Below are 18,726 nucleotides of genomic sequence, written 5' to 3'. Positions count from 1 at the left end.
ACCTGCATGTGAACCACATTTCATATCGCCTTTTGACAGTATCAAGAAGTGGGAAGCCATTCATAGAGGGAAGTATAGATGTTCATCAAATCGCGGTGCCGACGGAATTGCTCCCCAGCCACTGCGCTATACTCGCACACACAATCATGTGTGCTCATTTAGTGCGGCCTGCCGCCACGCCATCGCTCGGGTTGGCCTACAGCCTCCTCTTCTGCCTATTATTCACGGGTTGGACTGCATATCCCGCCAGCACACCTCACGGCACAGACGACAGTGCCCGGCTCAATAATCTCGGCGTCGCTTACCTGAACCAGCAACTTGGTGAGCAAGCCCTGGCGCACTTCAAGGATGCGATCGCCATCAATGATTCATTGGCTGTTCCACATTTGAACGCCGGCATAGCGCTTCTTTCTCTACAACGCTTAAACGAGGCGAGGGTCGAACTGGTTCGGGCCGCAAGTCTCGACCCAAGCAATCCACGAATCTCGTACAACCTTGGGCTCCTTTATCGAGAGCTGGGTAGCAGCGATGAAAGCATTCAGGAGTTCGAGCATGTACTCAAGATTGATCCCTCTGCCGCAGACGCACATTACTTTCTTGGCTCCCTTTACTTTGAACGCAAGGAATACCCTCGTGCTATCGAGGAGTACCTTGCAGCACTCCATCTGAATGCGATGCACGCGTCTGCGGAGTTCGGCCTTGCGCGAGCCTTGCAGCGATCCGGAAACGTCGATGAGGCTCGAGAACACTTGAAACGCTTCGAGCACCTGACTCACGAGAAGCTCGCACCCGTCCTTGCCCGAACATACGGTGATCAGGGCGCATATTCGCTGGCCGAGGAGATCAAGTCCAATCTGTCTCCAGTGGGAGCAATGATCCCTCTGTCCTTCACTCGAATGCCGCTGCCTGCCTCCTCAAATGAATCCTCTATTCACTCCGGCGCGCATCCAGAGTTAAGCGGAGGTATGTGCGTCATCGACATGGAGGGCCGCGGGCGGCCTGACCTGATCGTACTGAATGAGGGGGCGAACGCTGTAACCTTCTACCATCACCTCCCTGATGGGGGCTTCGAGCCTGCCCCCGGGCGGAACCTTGGACTTGGTGCGGAAGGGAGAGCGGTGGCATGTGCCGTCGGTGATTTCGATAACGATGGTCACCCGGATGTGGCGCTTGCCATGAGCGATCGTTTGATCCTCTATCGTAGTCTTGGGAACGGGCACTTTGCGGACGTGACGGAGAAAGCGCAGCTTCGGCAGCTCAACGCCCCAGCTGGTCTCACCTTTGTTGACTACGACCACGACGGCGATGTCGATTTGTTCGTAACCGGGTCCGCACGCGCTTCCGACAAATCAGGATCCGCGAACGTTCTATGGCGCAACAATGGCGACCAGACTTTCACGGAGTGGACTACCGAGACGGGGCTCGGCGGGCAAAGCAGCACCACGACAGCAATGTTATCCGATCTCAATAATGACCGCGCCGTCGATCTCGCCGTGGCAGGGCAGGATGGTGTGATGCTTTATATGAACCCTCGGGAGGGGCACTTTCTCCCGGCTCCTTTGTATCCGAAGTCTGCTCTTCCTCCGGCTCTTGGTCTAACGATCCTCGATTTCAATAAAGATGGCTGGATGGATATTGCTGTTACCCATGCGGGAGCACCTGGCATCACTCTCTGGAAGAACATCGCCGGCAATCACTTCGAGAGAGTGGCTCTCCCTCTACGCGATATAAAGCGAGCCTGGGGAATCACCTCCATCGATGTAGACAACGACGGATGGATAGACCTGGCAGCTGTCGTGGAAACGTCACACGGAACTGAAGTCCGCGTCTTTAGAAATACAGGAACAGGATCCTTCGAGGATGTTAGCGAACGCTTGGGCCTAGGCAAGCTCAAAACACAGGGTGCTCGTTCCATTGTTGCTGTCGATCTCGATGGCGACGGCGACGCGGACCTGATTGTCTCAACACTCGACGGGCCTCCGCTCCTTCTACGAAACGACGGAGGCAATCGTAATCACTCCATCCAGATAGTCCTCCATGGCAACGCAGACAACAAATCTGCGATTGGAACGAAGGTCGAAGTCTTTGCCGGAGGACTTTGGCAGAAGTGGGAGGTTGCCGGTGCGAGCGGCTTTCTCACTCAGGGCGCGACGAGCATCCTCGCAGGCCTGGGCGAAGCGAAGCAACCAGATATTGTGCGGACGCTTTGGCCCACCGGTGTTCCGCAGGATGAGATCAATCTAGCGGCAAAAGGATCACTGGATCTTACAGAGACCGATCGCAGAGGCAGTTCCTGTCCGGTGCTCTTCGCGTGGGACGGTACCCGATACCAATTCATCAGCGATACGATTGGCGCAGCCGTGATCGGTCACTGGATATCTCCTAACGCGAGAAATATTCCAGACCCGGATGAGTGGATTAAGGTAGATGGCTCGCAGTTGAAGTCGCAAAATGGCTACCTCAGCCTGCGGCTTGGCGAACCCATGGAAGAGGTCAACTTCGTTGATCAGGTGCGCCTTCTTGCAATAGACCACCCTGCCGATTCTGTGGTCTTCCCGAATGAGCGCTTCAAGGATGACCCACCATTTCCCGAGCGGAAGACAATCTTCTCGCGCGCCGGTCACCCGCCATCCGGCGCGTGGGACAATGACGGGAAAGATGTTCTGGCGCTGTTACGCAGCCACGATCATGAGTACGTGCGCGACTTCACCAATCTGTCCTACGCTGGATTTGCAAATACACATAGCCTCACTCTCGACCTTGGCGAGTGGGACGAATCAAAGCCCTTGCGGCTGCTGATGACTGGCTTCATTGAATACTTCAGTGCTTCGTCTCTCTACTCCGCTTGGCAGTCGGGGCTCACGCCCATCTCGCCTTACGTTGAAGCTCAGATGGCCGATGGCACATGGAAACGCGTCATCGACGACATGGGCTTCCCTGCAGGTCTGCCGAGGACTATCATCACAGACCTGACCGGCAGAATACCCAGCAAGGCGAGGCGTATCCGAATCACCACGAATCTCCAGATCTACTGGGACCAGATCCTCGTATCGAATGAAGATGACCACCCCGAACTCGTGAAGGAGACGGAACTGCCCATCGCTTCGGCTTCTCTCGCCTTTCGCGGGTATCCGAGACAGGTGGATGGGAAGACTCCGGGTGACCTGACCTACTACTATGACCAGGCGAGCGTCGCTGGCCCTTTTGCGCGTCAGCGTGGTTCCTACACACACTACGGCGACGTAACTCCGTTAGTTACCGCGCTGGACAATCAATTTGTCATCTTCGGAAGCGGCGAAGACATCGACCTGGAATTTCGCGACTCCCAACTGCCTGCTCTCCCTGCGGGTTGGAAGAGAGACTATTTTTTCTACGCAAATGGATACGTCAAAGACATGGACTTCTACGAGGCCATGCCCTTCACGGTCTCCGCGATGCCATTTCATGGAATGAGCAGCTACCCATATTCAAGCCCCGAGCACATCCCGGACGACGCAGGCTATCTTGAATATCAATTGTTTTGGAACGATCGTTTCGAACCAAGTAATCCGCAGCAGCAGTTCCGCTTCGACTACAAGCCCCGTCACGCAATCCCGGATTTGCCCCCAGCATGCTGCACCAGCACAACGCATGGAGCAGATCGCTGAGAAGAGTCAGCTAACATGCTGAACAGGCTTCCATCTTTAGTTCCTCGACTGGTACGGTGTTCGATGCGAAACAGAATCTCTTCCCATTCACTAGTCCGCGCTCTCGTCAGCTGCCTTCTACATTTTTGTTTCTTAACGCTCAGTGTCACAGCTTTAGCTCGGACGGAACCTGCAAATGGCGCAAAGTCGAAGAACATTTCGGAGCCGCGCCAACCTGCCTCCACGCAGGGTCGCTTTATCGATATCACGACCAAGAGCCACCTTGCTTTTGTAGGACAAGCATCGCACACGTCAAAGAAATATCTTCTCGAAACAATGGGATCCGGAGTCGCCCTTCTCGACTACGACAACGATGGGCTTCTAGATGTCTTTTTCGTCAACGGAGCCCCGCTAGCCGATCCCACACCGAACGGAACTATTCCGCAAAAGACCGCCCCTAAATATTGGAACCGCCTATTTCATCAAAAGAAGGATGGCACTTTTGAAGATGTTACCGAGAATGCTGGCCTGCAAGGTTTTGGCTATGGCATGGGTGTTGCAGCGGCGGATTACGATAACGACGGTTATGAAGATCTTTACGTAACGGCTTACGGTGGGAACCGTCTCTATCACAATAATGGCGATGGAACCTTTACAGATGTAACCGACAAATCCGGTACAGGCGGCAGCGGATGGTCCACCTCCGCTGCCTGGGTCGATCTAGACAATGACGGACTTCTCGATCTCGTTGTCTTACGCTATTTGCGGTGGGATTTCGATGACGTCTGGTGTGGAGAACACCGTGAAGGTTATCGCGCTTACTGTCACCCAGACATCTTCCCTGCAGTTTCCCCTCTCGTCTACCATAACGACGGCAACGGGCGTTTCACGGAAGTCGCGGCCAAAACGGGTCTCGACAAACCTGGCAAGGGGCTCGGTATTGCGATCGCAGACTTCGACCGCGACGGTAAGATCGACGTAGCGGTGTCCAATGACTCTATGCTCGAGTTTCTCTACCGCAATAAAGGTGATGGCACATTTGAAGAGGTCGGCCTGACTGCAGAGATTGCAGTTGACGGCGACGGAAGGACCTACGCCGGAATGGGAGTTGACTTTCAGGATTACGACAATGATGGTCTGCCCGATCTAGTCATCACCAACCTTGCCAACCAGAAATATGCCCTTTATCACAACAGCGGAGACTCCAGCTTCACCTACGACAGCTACATGAGTGGCATAGGGGGCATGACCCTATTGCACTCTGGTTGGGGGATTCGATTTCTCGACTATGACAATGATGGGCTCAAGGATCTGCTCATCGCCCAGGGGCATGATTTAGACACAATTGAACTGAACTTCCCCCAACTCAGGTACAAGGAGCCGATGCTTCTGGCGCATAACACCGGAAAGGGATTTGTAGACGTCTCCGCGCAGTCGGGGAACGTCTTCCACCAGGCCTGGGTGGCACGCGGGATGGCCGTCGGAGATGTAGACAATGATGGGCGCCTCGATGCCGTCGTCACGACCAACGATGGCCCCGCCTATTTACTGCACAATGAAACACTTACCGGAAATCACTGGCTTACCTTGCTGCTCGTCGGCCATCGTAGCAATCGCGACGGAATTGGCGCTGTGATTACGGTCAACACCTCCGCTGGCCCGCAGTATGTCACGGTTACGACCGCAGGCGGTTATCTGTCTTCTAACGACAAACGCGCTCACTTCGGTCTCGGGGCGGATACTGTAGTGAAGTCGATTGAAATCCATTGGCCTAGCGGCATTATCCAGAGGCTGAATGACGTTCGTGCTGATCAAATCCTTACAGTCGATGAGCCTGCAACTGCCCCCCCTAAAGCCCTCCTGAAGGAGTTTTGGTGCAGCTCTTTTGCTTGGGGGGATTGTGGTGTTTTGTTGAGGGTTTTGGCGAAAATGAGGGAAGGACGTGGTGTTTTGGTGGTCAATTTGTGATGGCTGTGTTTTCGGGTAGGAGAGATGTGACACGGATTCCGGATTTATTTTGGGGGATTTCCATTTTGGGAATTGGCTTGCTGCGGGGCGGGTGCCGCTAGTTGCAGACGAAGTGGATCATGAATGGTAGAACTTCTTCAAACATCCTATTGCGTGCTGGCCGGTGAGCAAGCTGTCGTAGAAGAGGTTCGTCCGCTTCTGCAGCCCATGTGCCGCGAAGCAATTGGAGTGCCCGGCTTGAATTGTGCCAGTGAATAAGAGACACACTGGAACGAGGAGAGCAAATGGCGATAGGCAAGCGGTATCAGCCCGAGCAGGTGGTGAGCTGATGCATTCCCTGATGGGATACTTTGGCAGCGAACAGTTCCGGAAAGAAGATCATCTTCGAGGAGCAACGGCCTCCAAGGCCAACCACTCTCACCAGATCGGGCCGGTTTTGCTCTTGAGCTCTCTGCCAGCCACATGTCGAACTCGATGCCGTCAACAAGATATTCGGAATCCAGGACTCCGCGGAGGCGCTCTGCATGTGGAGGACAACGAGCCCTCTGAAACAGCTCGTACATGACGAAGGTACACATCCCGACCCCGAGTCCGGGCACGTTACTAGATCAATCTCGAAACAGGATTTGTTGAACAGATCTCGCCCGCGAGAGGTCATTTCTTTCCTCCGCAGCGAAGCACCTGGTCGAATCCGTTCCCGGAGCATTTTCGGTCGAAAAATACCCGAATAGTGGGGTGCGATTTCCACAGCCATAACAGCGTCCCAGTACCGCGAAACGTCTCGGTTATCTTCTCTGCGGCGCCGGGCGTTGCTTCAGGTCAGGTCGCAGAAGGTGTCCGTCAGGTTGGTGGTGATCGCGGTGTTCCCCGTATCAATGGCGACAGCCGAAGCCGTTACCTCGACGGTCTCACCCACATCACCTACCTGAGGCGCGCATCCAGGTCGCACTAAACCATTGTTTTAACTGTTAGGGCCTCAGGCGGAGCAACCGAGAGAGTCAGCCTTAGAAGTTGAAGGCGAGTCCGGCCTGAATGGTTCTTGGTGTCTGGGCAAGATAGAGTACATTGCCGTCGCTCGACAAGAATGGCCTATATCCTTGGGCGAGCAGGTTTGAGACATCTACGGTGGCCTCCAGTCCGGCCGGCAGCAGAGAGCCGCACCGCACGGGCTGGCGAACAATGAAGCTCAGGTAGGCCTGATCGCTAAACGCTGCAAAGGGATTTACGGCTGTCACCAGCTTTTCGGGCTGCCAGCGATAGCTCGCCCGTACTCGCGTTCCGCTGCCGACAACTCGTCCCTTGACGGCGATCACCGCCGCCTGCGAGAGCCTGGGCCTCAGATCGGTCGAGAGCGTCTGCAAGGACAGCGTCCTGTCTTCGCCAGCCGAGAGAGCAGTCCCCGTCGTGTACTCCAGCGCAAGCCACAGTCCTGAAGCAATCGGCTCAGTCACCATCAGGTTGAATCCCTGGGTAGAGTATCCTCTGCCCAGGGTGCGGAAGGTGTCGGTTGCGCTGTCCGTCAAGACCCCCACCGAGGCTGCCCCTGGCCCCCCCGCGCTCGTAAGGTCGGCAACGCTTAGCTGACCAGTTCCCGCGACCGCAGCATGGCCTATGTGATCCTGGTAATAGGCGGCTTCGACAGTTCCCCGCCCTGTCTTGCGGCCGAGCGCCCATTCCTGATGCAACCCGCTCTCAACCTGCATCTTGCCCTGGGAGGCGACGGCAACCGGAAGATCCAGTTCAATCGAATCGAGTCCGGCAAAGCTCTGCAGGTCGCGCGAGGTTGCCATACGATACCCCACCGACCACGTGTCCGTGGGGTGCGCAGTAATCTTCAGGAACGGCCGCGAAGCCATGGCATTGCCAGTCGTCCGAACGACGTAGACCAAGCCGCCAACCTCGAGGTCAACCATATCTCCAAGTTCGGTCTTCTGAGCGCTGGCCAGTTGGATTGCCTGAAGGCTGACCGCCCCCGCCGATCCTGTTATCTCAGGATGGAACTGGTAACTCACTACTGTTCGGCCGGCTCCTACAAAGCCCAACTGACGCTGGTACCCCGCCTGGAAGTCAGTGGACGGGGCCCGATTCGGCGCGCCTGTGGCGGTTCCAATGTCTGACCGGACGGTCATGTCGGACCCATCGGGCAAGATACGGTCCACCAACAGTACGTTGTGCACTCCCCCGCTGCCGAAGCCGCCGTCGCCGGCCATCACAGTTGCGCGGGCGCGATCGACATGGTTTGCTGACTCGGCGGCGCTCGAGGAGACGAGGACTAGCTGTCCGTCGTCACCGACCATCCGGAGAATCGGTCGGTTTGCCGCCGAGCGCAGCGTCCATTTCCAGTCATCGCTCGGCTCATCTGCCTTGCGCCTCTCGGCCGGCAACCATGAGGCGGCGTCGTAGATAGCACTCAGCGTCAGGTTTACGATCGCCCTGGCTCCGGGTCCCAACTGAAGATTGTCGCGCAGCGCCGGCACAAACAATGCCGCTGTCGCCCGCACCTCATACTTGCCAGGTACCAGGTTGGAGATCAGATAACGGCCGTGAAGATCAGTAAACGCCGTGCCCACCATCACGGAGTCGTTCGTGAGCACCTGAACCAAGGCGCCCATCTGGGCTACACCCTGTGAGTCCCGCACAATGCCCGAGACTGCCGCAGCCGGAGAAGCGGCCCAACCGGAGGCGGCGGCCGTCAGCATCAGCGACAGGATCGAGATTTTCAACTGAGTTCGCAGCACAGTTTTTGCACCTGGGCGTCCACGGTTGCTCCACAAGGAACGCGCCCTGCAAAAATGGGGTAACGCGTAAAAGGCTCGCCTGGGTAGGCCATCGCATACCTGAATCTGCGTGACCCTTCGCCACTGAATGGCTCACCTAAATCTCTACAGCTAAAATCCACAGCCTTATCGGCTCACCTAAATTTACACCTAATCTACATTAAATGGAGCAGATTCTGCGATCTGTTGCTTACTGATACCGTCATTTACCTTAATCGTGATCTTATACTTTCCAGGCTGAAGGCTCGCCAGCGGCATCGTCCTTTCCAGCGTTACCTGGTCTGCATTCGGATTGGTCTTGCCCGTCTGCTCTTCCGTCTGTAGAAGCGTCGTATTCGTTGCTAAATCAATCACTTGGTATTCGATCGTCGCATCGTTGTGCTTGCTCTTTTCGTCGATACCGAGGTTGTAGACCTGCATCCAGAAATTCAAATTCTGCCCGCGGTGGAACGTCACCGGCACAGCGACCCCGGTGGGCACCCGTGGCCGGATACGGGTATTGCCGATGACGAAGTTTCCGGCGCCGATGTCCTTCGACGGCACGCGCTCCATCTGGTCAGCCAGAATCAGCGAGGACGCTGCCAGACGGTCATCGTCATACTTCGGAACATTCATACTTCTCTTCCACGTTCCGATATGGTCGGGATTGTTGACGTCCTTAATGACGATGTCGATCTTATAGAGACCCGGGCGCAGCGGAAGCGCTTTCCAGTAAACCGAGACGTTGTTCTGTGTCCGAGCCAGCAGCTCGCTCGGAACTGGCACGGAGACAGTGTCCTCGAAGGTCTGGACTGCTTTGTGATTCAGGTTTGAAATACGCCCGAGGATGTTTACCGTTCCTGTCGAGACGCCATCTTTAGTGTTGAATGTGATATCGCGATTTCTAATCTGCAGCGTGACAGGCACCAGAACCGTATCGTTCGTCACCTTCACATAATCGGTCCGGACGTCGAAAAGGAACGGTGGTCCGGTGAGGATCTTCGAAGACACCATGTACGCCTCAAGATCCTTGAACTTGATCTCGGGCGCCGCCATCAGCTTCGCGTATTGATTCAGGCGGTCAAACTGCTTGCTCTGGTTCTGCTGCGACATCGGTCCCGCGCCGAGTTGCTCCAGTCCGCCGCCGGTGAACCGGTCGGCCTTCGTGGACTGCCCCATCTGCTCTGAGAGCGTCGCGCCGGCGCCGGGTACATGCTTCAGTGCGTCTTTCTCCGAGCGGTCGATCGTCATGTGGTAGTCGCCGCACATGCACGAGTCCACAAATTCGATATCGATGTTGTCGCCGATGCCCTGGATATACCGGTAGTGCCATACCTCGAACGGGAATGTAGAGGTATTGCCGCCGCCCTCTTCAATCGGCCGCTCGTAGCTTCCGCCGCTGGGATGCGAGTCGATGCTGTCCGGCTTGCCGAAAGCGATATAGATGTGGCCACGATCGGTCTTCCATCCTGGCTTGCCCGCAGCAAAGTGCTCGTTGGTATAGGCGATGCGGCGGTAGTGCTCGTCCCGGAACTCATTCTCAGGGGAGTCCGGATTCGGGTTCCGGCGCTGCCAGAACGCCTCTATGAACTGGTCCCGCTCCTCATCGTTGCTCAGGCTCTTAAAGGCCTGCAGCTCCTGGTCGGTGATGATCCAACGTGCGTCCTCATCCACCCATTTCTTGTACTCACCGTGGAGCTCGCCCCTGAGCGCCTTCTGCTGGGCAAACCGTTCCTTGTCGCTGAGCTGGCGCTTCAGCGGATCAGGCTTCTCGGTGGTCGGCTGGCTCTGCGTTACCCCGTCGGCGGAGGTCGCGGGAGGAGCGGCGTCCTGAGCGCGCAGCGCGCACGTCCCTGTCATCGTCAGAGCAACAAAAGCCAAACCAGAAAGGAAGTGCGGGGACGTCTTCATAAATGCGGGTGGGTGCTCCTGATACCAGCCAATATTGTAGTGCCGGTTTCCTGTTGTTACAAGTTGACTAAAGCCTGCTTTCGCCCCTGCTACGATTCCCAGAAACAATGACATCCCCGGCAGCCAATCCGCCGAAAATCCGAGGTACACTGGGCACGACTTTAGAAACTGCAGTGGAACCTGTACCGTCTTACCGACGTAGTTACTCTCCGAGGGATCGAAATTACGGATGCGCGGCCCGGCACGCCCTGGCAGCGCAGAGAAAGCGTCCATGAGCAGAAAGAAAATCCTTCTTATCGTCCTTGGCATTCTGATCCTGGGTGGAATCATTGCGGGTACCATCCTCCGTAGCCAGTCCTCCGTCACCAAGGTCGCGACTGGTAAGGTCGTGCGGCAGGACCTTGTCTCCATCGTCAACGGCACAGGCCAGATCAAGCCCAAGACCTACGTCAACGTCGGGGCGACAGCTTTTGGACGTATCACGCACCTTTATGTCAAAGAAGGCGACCACGTAAAGGCCGGTCAGCTGGTTGCTACGGTTGAGAGCGAGCAGCCTGCCTCCGCCGTCGCGGCCCAGCGCGCCACCATCGCCTCCTCAAAGACAGACGTCGAATCTTCCGCCGCCGCCGAGCGCACCGCCGAAGCCAACGTAGAGCAGGCCAAGGCAGATCTCGAGCAGAAGAAATTCGACTACGACCGGGCCAAGGCGCTCTATGGAGCTCAACTGATCGCCAAGCAGGACTTCGACGCCAAGAAGGCCGCCTATGACGTCTCGGCTGCGACGCTGCAGCAGCGCATCGCCGCCGTGGCGCAGACAAAGGCGCAGACCGCCTCGGCCCGCGGGCACGTCGAACAGGCCGTCGCGACCCTTCGCGGAAATGACTACAATCTTGGCCTGACCCAGAGCCGGGCCCCCTTCGACGCGCTCGTCACCAATGTGCCGGTTCGCGAGGGAGAGACGGTCGTGGTCGGCATCCAGAACGCCGAAGGCTCGACCCTGATGACCCTCGCCGACATGAGCGTGATCACGGCCGAGGTCAAGGTCGACGAGACCGACATCGTCAACGTAGCCCTCAATCAACCAGTCGACGTAACCGTCGACGCCCTTCCCGGCCGTGTCTTCAAAGGCCACGTCACCGAAGTGGGAGACCAGGCGCTGCTGCGCACCACCGGCATCGCCACCAGCCAGTCCACCACTGGAACCGAAGAGGCCAAGGACTTCAAGGTCGTCGTCACGCTCGACCAGCCCTCGGATGACCTCCGCCCGGGTCTCTCAGCGACTGCCAAAGTCACGACAGCCCACCGCGCCAATGCCCTGACGATCCCCATCCAGGCACTCGTCCAGCGCAACCCTGACTTGGAAAAGACTCTCGCAGCCAACGGCGGCAAGCTTCCCTCGGGAACCGCTCAGGCTGCCACTACCCCCCCAGCTAAGTCGCAACTTGTGCAGGGAGTCTACATCCTGAAGACGGACCACAAGAAGCTCCGCGCGGTCTTCGTACCAGTCACCACCGGGGTCACAGGAGCTACGGACATCGAGGTGCTCAGCGGCCTGCAACCAGGCGACGAGATTGTGACCGGCCGCTATAAGATTCTGCGTGCCCTTAAGAGCGGTACACTCGTCAAACGGGACAACACGCCTGAGGGCGGCTCGGAAGCGGATAAGTCGTAAACTGTCTCTGTCTGCAGACCGGAGAAATCCGGCCAAATTCAATCAGGTGCAGATCATGGTTCGTGCCATGGGAACCATCCTGCGCTAGCTAACGTACCACTCTGCAACGTGCACGTACCGGAGAACCGGATGGCTATCGAAACAGCAGTCGTCGAACCCAGCATCAGCAGCAGCGCTTCTGGCCCTCAACCCGGCGAGGTCATCGTCACCGACAATCTCTGGAAGACCTACGAGATGGGCGACCAGCAGGTCCACGCGCTTCGGGGCGTCAACCTGCGCATCCGTCACAACGAGTACGTCGCCATCATGGGCCCCTCGGGCTCAGGCAAGTCCACGCTGATGAACCTGATCGGCTGTCTCGATTCGCCGTCGCAAGGCAAGTACTGGCTCAACGGACACGATGTCTCCAAGCTGAACGACGACGAGCTTGCCCGCATCCGCAACAAGGAGATTGGGTTCGTCTTCCAGACCTTTAATCTTCTCGCCCGGGCCACCGCACTCCATAACGTCGAGCTCCCGCTCATCTATAACGGCACTCCGGCCGCCGCACGCACTGAGCGCGCTAAGGCGGTCCTTGAATCGGTCGACCTCGGCAGCCGAATGTTTCACAAACCCAACGAGCTCTCTGGCGGTCAACGCCAGCGCGTCGCCATCGCCCGCGCTCTGGTCAACAACCCCTCTATCATCCTCGCCGACGAGCCCACCGGAAACCTCGACTCTAAGACTGGCGAGGAGATCATGGCACTCTTCGACGAACTTCACGCCAAGGGCAACACAATCGTCCTCGTCACCCACGAGGCCGACATCGCCGAATACGCCCATCGCGTCGTCACTATCCGCGACGGCGTCATTGCAAGCGACCACGTCTCGACTCGTATCCGCAACCAGTAGCAAGGCTTACACCTCGCGCCCGGGTTGCACCCGCTCGCGGCGTTCAAGCCGTCTAAGATGGAATGATGGCAAAGATATCGGGCCGCATCCGCGCCACCTGCACACTGCTTGCAATCTTCTCCGTCTGCACCCTTCTTTTCGCGCAGGGTACGGGCCGCTTCGATCTCGCCGGCCCCAAGCTCCAGGTTCGTGTCGCCCGCGGGGGCAAGGTCCTACCTATCGCCTCGGTCCCGAATCTACAGCCCGGCGACCGGCTCTGGCTCTATCCAGACCTGCCGCCCACACAATCGGTCCACTACCTGCTGGTCGCGGTCTTTCTGCGTGGAACAACCAACCCTCCACCTGATAACTGGTTCTACAAAATCGAAACGTGGAACAGAAAGGTTCGCGTCGAGGGTGCCTACATCACCGTTCCCGACGAAGCCCAGCAGGCGATCCTCTTCCTCGCTCCAGAGACCGGTGGTGACTTCGCAGCACTGCGCTCAGCCGTGCAGGGACGCCCCGGAGTCTTCGTCCGCGCCTCCCAGGACCTCTCCGAGGCAGGCTTTGAGCAGGCACGCATCGAAAAATATCTTTCTTCCATAAAGCTTGCTCCGCCGGGAGATTCCAAGGCGCTGCTCAATCACTCAAACCTGCTCGCCCGGACGCTCAACCTCAAGCCCAACGAGGAGTGCTTCACCCGCCCCGTCGATCAACAGTACAGCTGCCTCACCCAGACAGGCTCTCAGACCCTTCTCGATGACGGCCACGGGCAAAGCGTCGTCTCGATCCTCACCAACGGATCAGGCTCGGACCTGATCAACGCCGCCTCCTCCACGTCGCTCGCAGGCGGAGGTGTCTATAGCGCCTACGTCGGTGCCGTCGTCGATCTCGTAAGGCTCACCAGCGGATTGCACACCGCTCACTACCAGTACATCCCGGCGATTGCCTTTCCTGAGGCCGAGGAGCTCAATCTGCGCCTCAACGTCGCTCCGTCCTTCCACAATCCCAAGTCAGTCATTGTGATCGGCCTGCCTTCGATTCAGGCCGCGCTTCCACCGCCCCTGCGCCCGGCGGATACCAAACACGTCACCTGCCTACTCAAGCCCTCAGTTGTACTTCCGGTTGAAGGTGCGCCCCTGGTCTTCTCGACGGCCTTCGCCCACGATCTCGTCCTCCACATCAACAGTGGAACACCCCATCCGGACATTCCTCTGACGGCCGATGCTTTTCAGGGCGGCCTCGTCCTCGCCACAGGGCCCGTCCGCAGAGATCTGTACTTCAGCGGAGCCGGCGAGGGGGAGGAAAAATCCCATCCCGCGAAGACGGCACCTGCCCAGGCTCAGGCGACCCCTGCCAAGCCTGACTCGGCCAGCGAGATTACCGGAACCATCAAGGGCTACTGGGGGTTCGATCCCTTTATCGGACCCACTCTACGGCTGCAGGACGTCCCGGGCCATGGTTGGAAGCTCGCTGCCGACGATCTCCTCATCGCCGGACGCGAGAACCACCTATCGCTCTCGTCCTCCGGCACCGCCTGCATTCAATCGATCAGCCTCGAGACAGCTCCAGGCAATCAGATTGATGCGCAGTGGAGGCCGTCCGAAAAGCCCAATGTCGTCGATGTCACTCTCTCGCTCAAATCCTTCGACCCGGGCGCGCTGCATCTCAACGTCCGCCAGTACGGAGACTTCGAGGCTGTGGCGGTCGCGGCGCAGACCTACTCCGAACCGGCAAAGCTCGCCTCGCTCACGCTCCACGCCGGCGATACCTCCGCCTTTCTGACCGGAACCAGCCTCGATCAGGTACAGCATCTCAACCTTGAAAACCTCGTGTTCACGCCATCCGCGCTCACGGAGCTCCCTGCCTCCGCGCACGATGACGACCACCAAGAGAGCCTTACCCTCACGCTGCCGCCCGACGCGGCCGCTCCCAGGTTCCCTGCCGGCGAAAAGTACGTCGCCCACGTCGCGCTGAAGGACGGCCGCACGCTCAGCCTGCCCGTCACGCTTGCTCCCGCGCGTCCCGTCGTCACCCTTCTCAGCAAGAACATCAGCCAGCAGGCCGACTCGCCCATCCATCTTGCAAACCCCAACGATCTTCCTGTCGACCAGCAGGTAAACTTTTCTCTGCGTTCTTTACCCCCGTTTCCCCGCACTGGACAGATCGAGGTCGCCACAGCGGATGACGCGCTCCACACCTACCTCAGTGTTGCCAACGGTGGCCTGGTGCTGCAGAATCCCCATACCCTGCTCGGCACGCTCGACCCGATGAAGACATTCGGAACCTCCACCTTTGGCCCGCTCCATCTCCGCGCCGTCTCACCCGACGGCACCACCGGCGACTGGCTGCCTCTCGCGACTCTCGTCCGCCTACCGTCCCTGCGAGACATCCAGTGCGCGGCTGACGCTAGTGCCCCCTGCACTCTTACCGGAACCAGTCTCTATCTGGTTGAGTCCATCGACATCACCCCGGCTTTCTCAAATCCTGTTGCCGTCCCAGAAGGCTTCGTCGGCACAACCCTCACCATGCCTCACCCCGGCACGACGGGCTTCTACCTCAAGCTTCGCGACGACCCCACCGCAGCGAACACCGTCACCATGCCGGTCCTTGTCCAGAAACCCCCAGCCCCTGCAACTGCCGCGACGCGTGTTTCAGCTCCCTGAGCTTTCTTTGCAAAAGAAGAGAGGCCCTCTACTGGAGGGCCTCTCTTCCTTTGAAGCTCTGTGGTTCCTCAGTGTGCCACTGGCTCACCAGCACGTTCACGCACCTTGCTGTGCTTCACGCCATAGGTGAAGTAGACAACCAGCCCGATGATGAGCCAGATGATCAACCGGGCCCAGTTCAGCCAGCCAAGCTTAATCATCATATAGCCGTTGAACAGGATTCCCAGGATAGGCACCAACGGAACCAAGGGCGTACGGAACGGCCGTTCCCGGTCCGGGTCCGTCTTGCGCAGCAAAATAATCGAAGTGCAGACAATGACAAACGCCAGCAACGTGCCGATGTTCACCATCTTGCCGATGTCGTCGATAGGAGTGACCGCTCCTACTACGCCTGCCAATATGCCAACAAGAAACGTATTCTTGAACGGCGTGCGAAACCGCGGGTGAATCTCGGCAAAAAACTTCTTCGGCAACAGGCCATCGCTCGCCATGGCGTAGAGCACACGCGTCTGCCCCAGCAACATCACCAGCATCACAGAGGTCAGGCCAGCCAACGCGCCGACCACGATAACGTCGCTCGCCCACCCCAGTCCGCGATCAAGAAATGCGCGCGCGATCGGCGCTTCAATGTTCACCGACTGCCACGGCACCATGCCCGTCAGCACCGCTGCAACTCCAATGTAGAGCGCAGTGCAGATCAGCAGAGAAGCGATAATGCCGATTGGCAGATCGCGCTGAGGGTTCTTCGCCTCCTGCGCCGTCGTCGACACCGCGTCGAAGCCGATATATGCAAAGAAGATGTACGCTGCGCCTGCACCAATTCCGCTCAATCCATAGGGAGCGAAGGAGTGCCAATTGCTGCCCCAGTTGCCCGGATGCACAAACTTCGCACCAAGCCCAAGCACAAACAGCACGACAGCAACCTTAATGACAACAATCGTTGAGTTGAACTTCGCAGACTCTTTGATTCCGATCGCCAGCACCGTCGTCACAACCAGTGCGATCAGAAAGGCCGGAAGGTTGATGCCGATCTCGTGACCAAACAGCACTGGCGCGCCCAGCAGCTGATGCGCCCGCGCCATCATCTCGGCAGTCGGCGTCGCCTGCAGCACGCTGACCTGGTTGATGTACTGCTGCGTGCCGGGAACCAGCGAACTATAGTTCGCCGCCATCACATCGCGCGTAACGTGCTCAAGCGCCTTTCGCAGACCGGTCCAGTGGTCATAGGCAAGCCATAGGGGGAAGTCGATATGAAACACATTCATCAGTTCGACGAAGTTGTTCGACCAGCCCGAGCTCACCGTGCTCGCGCCCATCGCGTACTCCAGCGTCAGGTCCCAACCGATGATCCAGGCAATCAGTTCGCCCAGCGTCGCATAGGCATACGTGTATGCCGACCCGGCCAGCGGAATCATTGCCGCAAACTCCGCATAGCAGAGACCGGCAAAGGCGCAACCCAGTCCGCTCAGCACAAACGAGAGCATCAGTCCCGGGCCTGCATAGTGCGCGCCAAGGCCAGCCAGCACAAAGATACCCGCGCCAATCACTGCGCCAATCCCAAGCGCCGTCAGCTGGAACGGCCCCAGCGCGCGCTCGAGTGTCTCTGCGCCCTCGGCGTGAGCCTCGGCAAACAGCACATCCATTGATTTTCTGGCAAACAACATCGACATCGTTCTATGGTTCTCCTTCAAATCCCTGTCGTCTCTGCTCTAGCCGCGTCCATCGTTGCTGCGGTTCCCTGCCGTTTCCATACCAGATAAACCGGCACGCCAAGCAGAACGATTATCAGTCCCGGCCACGTATATTGGGGCTTGTAACGCAAGAGTACAACACAAATCCATACCGCCATAACGATATAAAGCCCGGGCAAAAACGGATACCCAAAGGCGCAGTATGGACGCGCAGCCTCAGGCCGTGTCCTTCGCAGCACAAACAAGCCCGCAATCGTAAGAATGTAAAAGATCAGCACGGCAAAGATCACATAATCCAGCAGTTGCCCATAGCTTCCCGAGATGCACAGCAGGCATGTCCACACACATTGCACCCACAATGAGTTCACCGGCGTCCCCCCTCCAGAGCCAGCCCGCTCACTCAGCCTTCCAACGCTCTTGAAGAACAGTCCATCCCGGCTCATCGCATAGTAGACGCGCGCGCCGGCCAGCAGCATCCCGTTCGCACAGCCAAACGTCGAGATCAGAATCGCCGCAGCCATCAGCTTCGCGCCATAGCCGGTAAAGGCGCGTTCCATCACCGCCGTCGCCACACGGTCTTCCGCAGCAAACTGAATTCCCCGCCCCGCAATCGTTGCCGCGTGAGGATCCCCAGCCAGCGGAAGCACGCTCAGGTACACGAAGTTGCAGAGAACATACAGCAGCAGCACGACGCCGGTCCCGATCGCTAGAGAAAGCGGGAGATTGCGCTTCGGATTTCGGATCTCGCCCGCCGTGAAGGTGACGTTGTTCCACGCATCCGCGCTGAATAGCGAACCCACTTGCACAATCGCCACAATCGTAAGTAGTCCGACGTACTCCCTACCCCCCATCTGCGCCACATGCAGTGTGTGCCATCCCGCGCCAGCCCAGAAGTTATGCCAGCCTGTGCCAAAGTTCGCAGCTACAGCCGCAGGATCGCGGACCACGATCCCCACCAGCACCACCGCAGCCAATGCCAGCACCTTCGCGGAGGTGAACAGATTCTGGACCGCCGCGCCCATCTTAACGCCCCGCGTATTCAGCACGGTAAGGAACACGATCACGACAATCGCCACAAGATTCGCGGTATTGAGACCGAGGTCCATATTCCCCAGCACCATTGGTCCCACATGCCACGCTGGAACATGCCCGATGTGCCACAGCCAGTGGTGCGCGCTCACGCTCGGGAAGAAGACCCCGAGGAACTTTCCAAATGCCACTCCCACCGCGGCAATCGTTCCTGTCTGAATCACCAGAAACAGCGTCCACCCGTATAGAAATCCCCACAGCGGCCCCAACGCCTCGCGCAGGTACACATACTGTCCGCCGGCCTTCGGCATCATCGCCGCCAGTTCGCCGTAGCTCAGCGCCCCGATGATGGTCATCACCGCCGTCACCAGCCACGCGGCAATCAATAGCGCCGGCGAGCCCAGCAGCCGCGACATGTCGGCCGAGACGATGAAGATGCCTGACCCGATCATCGAGCCCATTACGATCGCTGTGGCCGAGAACAAACCCATCCCCTGCACAAACTGCGGCGCAGTGGAAGCAAACCGGTCTTCATCC

General features: G+C 58.1%; 9 protein-coding genes. 5 read left to right on the top strand and 4 right to left on the bottom strand.

The genetic code is table 11. The features are described 5' to 3' along the window. The first annotated feature begins 146 nt into the window (after positions 1-146). Together OHL16_RS02460 and OHL16_RS02455 are read left to right on the top strand one after the other, a co-directional pair. Entirely contained in the window at positions 147-3,647 is a 3,501-nt protein-coding gene (locus OHL16_RS02460) for an FG-GAP-like repeat-containing protein (protein ID WP_263365481.1), read from the top strand. A 315-nt stretch (positions 3,648-3,962) separates the two neighbouring features. Further along, positions 3,963-5,594, top strand: coding sequence for a CRTAC1 family protein (locus OHL16_RS02455; RefSeq protein WP_263365480.1), 1,632 nt, complete (start codon positions 3,963-3,965; stop codon positions 5,592-5,594). A gap of 1,004 nt (positions 5,595-6,598) precedes the next feature. On the opposite strand, the gene OHL16_RS02450 is transcribed toward OHL16_RS02455, so the two are convergent. Continuing rightward, positions 6,599-8,317 carry a TonB-dependent receptor gene (locus tag OHL16_RS02450; RefSeq protein WP_263365479.1) on the bottom strand — a complete coding sequence of 573 codons (1,719 nt, stop codon included), beginning with the start codon at positions 8,315-8,317 and terminating at the stop codon, positions 6,599-6,601. Between the two features lie 204 nt (positions 8,318-8,521). After that, a complete protein-coding gene (locus tag OHL16_RS02445; RefSeq protein WP_396127147.1) occupies positions 8,522-10,261 on the bottom strand; it encodes a GWxTD domain-containing protein in 1,740 nt (579 codons plus the stop codon). Positions 10,262-10,532: 271 nt separating this feature from the next. Between OHL16_RS02445 and OHL16_RS02440 the strand changes: the two genes are divergently transcribed. The 3 genes from OHL16_RS02440 to OHL16_RS02430 all read left to right on the top strand — a co-directional run bounded on the left by OHL16_RS02440 (position 10,533) and on the right by OHL16_RS02430 (position 15,469). Next, on the top strand, positions 10,533-11,933 hold the full coding sequence (locus tag OHL16_RS02440; RefSeq protein WP_263365477.1) for an efflux RND transporter periplasmic adaptor subunit: 1,401 nt from the start codon (positions 10,533-10,535) through the stop codon (positions 11,931-11,933). A gap of 129 nt (positions 11,934-12,062) precedes the next feature. Next, the gene (locus OHL16_RS02435) at positions 12,063-12,824 is read left to right on the top strand and encodes an ABC transporter ATP-binding protein (protein WP_317891022.1); all 762 of its coding nucleotides are present in this window, start codon (positions 12,063-12,065) and stop codon (positions 12,822-12,824) included. 65 nt (positions 12,825-12,889) lie between these two features. Further along, a complete protein-coding gene (locus OHL16_RS02430) occupies positions 12,890-15,469 on the top strand; it encodes a hypothetical protein (RefSeq protein ID WP_263365476.1) in 2,580 nt (859 codons plus the stop codon). 68 nt (positions 15,470-15,537) lie between these two features. On the opposite strand, the gene OHL16_RS02425 is transcribed toward OHL16_RS02430, so the two are convergent. Both OHL16_RS02425 and OHL16_RS02420 read right to left on the bottom strand, forming a co-directional pair. After that, complete coding sequence (locus OHL16_RS02425) at positions 15,538-17,139, bottom strand: amino acid permease (protein ID WP_263365475.1); 1,602 nt, start codon at positions 17,137-17,139, stop codon at positions 15,538-15,540. A gap of 17 nt (positions 17,140-17,156) precedes the next feature. After that, positions 17,157-18,680, bottom strand: coding sequence for an APC family permease (locus OHL16_RS02420; RefSeq protein WP_263366218.1), 1,524 nt, complete (start codon positions 18,678-18,680; stop codon positions 17,157-17,159). Positions 18,681-18,726 lie beyond the last annotated feature (46 nt).

The organism is Edaphobacter bradus, assembly GCF_025685645.1.
Classification (GTDB): Bacteria; Acidobacteriota; Terriglobia; order Terriglobales; family Acidobacteriaceae; genus Edaphobacter; species Edaphobacter bradus.
This window is presented reverse-complemented; position numbering and strand designations above follow the sequence as displayed.

Excerpts from the sequence above, each read along its gene's own strand:
- OHL16_RS02460 (WP_263365481.1), top strand. The coding sequence starts at position 147 with ATGTGTGCTCATTTAGTGCGGCCTGCCGCCACGCCATCGCTCGGGTTG.
- OHL16_RS02455 (WP_263365480.1), top strand. The coding sequence starts at position 3,963 with ATGGGATCCGGAGTCGCCCTTCTCGACTACGACAACGATGGGCTTCTA.
- OHL16_RS02445 (WP_396127147.1), bottom strand. The coding sequence starts at position 10,261 with ATGAAGACGTCCCCGCACTTCCTTTCTGGTTTGGCTTTTGTTGCTCTG.
- OHL16_RS02440 (WP_263365477.1), top strand. The coding sequence starts at position 10,533 with ATGAGCAGAAAGAAAATCCTTCTTATCGTCCTTGGCATTCTGATCCTG.
- OHL16_RS02435 (WP_317891022.1), top strand. The coding sequence starts at position 12,063 with ATGGCTATCGAAACAGCAGTCGTCGAACCCAGCATCAGCAGCAGCGCT.
- OHL16_RS02430 (WP_263365476.1), top strand. The coding sequence starts at position 12,890 with ATGGCAAAGATATCGGGCCGCATCCGCGCCACCTGCACACTGCTTGCA.
- OHL16_RS02425 (WP_263365475.1), bottom strand. The coding sequence starts at position 17,139 with ATGTCGATGTTGTTTGCCAGAAAATCAATGGATGTGCTGTTTGCCGAG.
- OHL16_RS02420 (WP_263366218.1), bottom strand. The coding sequence starts at position 18,680 with ATGGGTTTGTTCTCGGCCACAGCGATCGTAATGGGCTCGATGATCGGG.